This is a genomic window from Streptomyces sp. NRRL WC-3549, from assembly GCF_000721935.1.
Classification (GTDB): domain Bacteria; phylum Actinomycetota; class Actinomycetes; order Streptomycetales; family Streptomycetaceae; genus Streptomyces.
Window position 1 is genome coordinate 137,678 of the sequence record NZ_KL585393.1, and the last position, 2,555, is coordinate 140,232.

The following is a 2,555-nucleotide window of genomic DNA, read 5'->3' on the forward strand; positions in this document are numbered from 1 at the left end:
AGATGTGTATAAGAGACAGCCCCGGGTCCGGCCGCACCGCCCCCAGCAGCGGGTTCGACGCCAGCGGCGACACCTTCACCGAACTGCCGGGCCGGGGCGCCTGGACGACCCGCCCGCCGCCGATGTAGAGCGCCACATGGGTGGCCTCCGGGAAGTAGACCACCAGGTCCCCCGGGCGCAGCTGCGAGAGGGGGACGTGGGGCAGTTGCCGCCACTGCTCCTGCGAGGTGCGCGGAATGGGCCGCCCCGCCGCCGACCAGGCCGTCGAGGTGAGTCCCGAACAGTCGTAGGACTCCGGGCCCTCGGCGCCCCAGACGTAGGGCTTGCCGATCTGCCCGACGGCGTACCGCACGGCCTCGCCGCCCTGCTCCGACGGCGACCCGGTGCCGCTCAGCGCGCCCGAGGCGACCAGCTCCCGCTGCGCCGCCCCGGTGGTGCGCCGCTCCAGGTCCGTCAGCCGGGCGAGCTGCTCCTCGGAGAGCGAGGCGAGCATCGCCTCCACGTCCCGCATCCGGGACCACACCGCCTCGCGCTGCTCCTTCCGCTTCTTCGTCAGCGCCCGCTGCCGCTCCACCACCGCACGTGACGCCGCCGCCAGGTCCTCGGCCCGCTTCTCGGCCGCCGAGAGCTGTTCGACGGTGGCCGTCTTCCCGGCCTGGGCGCGCGCGATCACATGGCTCTGGTCGAAGGCGTGCTGGGGGTCCCGGGCCAGCAGGAGCCGCAGGTAGACGGAGAAGTCGGTGCGCCCCCGGTACTGCTCGCGGGCCAGGCGCCCCGCGTCGCGCCGGGCCGCGGTCAGGGCGTCGCGGGCCGCGGAGAGCCGGGTGTCCAGCTTCTTCGCCTCGGCGGTCTTCTTCTTCAGCGCCTCGACGGTGCCGTTGTACGCCTCCCCGGCCTTCTCCGCCTCCTGGTAGAGGGCCTGCAGGCGGTTCAGCAGCGCGGAGACGCTCTGCGGGGCCTCGTCGCGGCCGGGAGCGCCGGGAGCGCCGGGAGCGCCGGGAGCGGCGGGAGCGGCGGGGACGGGCGCGGGTTCCGCGAGGGCGGGGGAGGCGGCCACCATCGCGGCGGTCGCCGCCGTGCAGAGGGTGCGCACGAGTCTGCCTGACACGACATCACCTCCGGTGACGGGGCCGGGCCCGCATTCCGTAGGTCTGTCGGATCGGCGGACAACCCCATGGATGAACGGATCCCGTCCATCCGGTCACCCGGCACCGCGCGGGGCAAGGACCGCCCGGCGTGGCGCCGGCAGGAACGCCCGAACGCCCCACGCCGGGCGTAGGACCGCCCGGATCACCGGCTCACGCGACCGGGAACGCGTAGAAGGCCCGCTCGCGCTGGACGACCGCGCTCTTCTTCGCCGCCAGGACCCGGTAGGGCGCGCTGACCGTGGCGCCCTTCGGGTCCTGTACGCCGATGTCCTGGAACTTCCACAGCCGGCGTCCGTCCGCCGCGTCGAACGCCGTCACCTGGGTGGCGTCCGCCGCGAGCAGGGTCCTCCCGGCGCCGCCGAGGGTGAGGACGGGGGCGTCGCCGCCGAGCGGTACCTCTGTGGACCGCCGCCAGACGACGCGTCCGGTGGCGGCGTCGACCGCGCCGACCTGCTGGGCTCGGTCGGTGGTGTGGAGCAGCTTCCCCGCCCGGACCGGGGTGCCGTACACGGACGCCTCGGTACCGGGGAGGGTCCAGAGCGGCTTCCCGGTATCCGTCTCGAAGGCCTGGAGACCCGTGCCGGCCGCCGCGTACAGCCGCCCGTCCGCGTCGCCGAGCGCCGCGGCGGCCGGGGCGACCGAGCCGAACCGCCGGTTCCACAGCGCCTTCCCGGTGGCGCGGTCGAAGCAGCGGAAGACGGCCTTGCCCTTCCCTGCCCCGACGTCGGCCGGGGTGAGCGTCGCCGGGTCCTGGACGACGACGACATCGGCCTCCCGGAGGGCCGTCAGCCGGTAGGACGGGGTGCCGGGGTCCCGGCCCGCGGGGATCTCGGTGCGCCAGACCTCCTTGCGCCGGACGACGTCGTACGCGAAGAGGTACGCCTTGGCGGCCTGGGTGTCCTTGCCGGGCTTCTTGCCCTTCTTCGGCTTCGGCGCCTTCACGGTGACGGTGTGGGAGCCGGTGAACCACAGGACGGTCCCGTCCGTCCCGACGAGCGGCCCCACCTTCAGGCCGGGTACGCCGGCGAACTGGTCCGCGTACCGGACCCGGTGTCCGACCCGTCCGTCCCGGGACGACAGCCAGAGGAACTCGGTCGGGCCCGCCAGGAGGCAGAGCCCCTCGCCTGCGGCCCCTACCGCCTGGGCGCCCGCCGCGTCCGGGCAGGTCCAGCGTGCGCGCCCGGTCCGCAGGTCGATCCCGGTCGCCTGGGCGGTGCTGGTCAGCACCAGCAGTTCGTCCTGCCAGATTCCGGCTGTGAGCGGGGCCGGTTCGTCCGCCGGGTGGGTGTACGTCCACCGGGGCTCGGGGGCCCGGCCGGGGACGGCGGGGCGCGGCTTCGCCACGGGCTTGTCGTCGGTGGCGGCGGCCGTGTCGTCGGATCCGAGGGCCAGCACGCCGCCCCCGCC

General features: G+C 75.1%; 2 protein-coding genes. Both read right to left on the reverse strand.

The features are described from left to right. The coding region (locus IH13_RS0110565) for a C40 family peptidase (protein ID WP_063837427.1) at positions 1-1,108 on the reverse strand (1,108 nt) is incomplete at its 3' end. Between the two features lie 190 nt (positions 1,109-1,298). Beyond that, positions 1,299-2,555 (reverse strand): outer membrane protein assembly factor BamB family protein (locus tag IH13_RS0110570; RefSeq protein ID WP_031083195.1); only part of this gene is annotated, 1,257 nt, incomplete at its 5' end.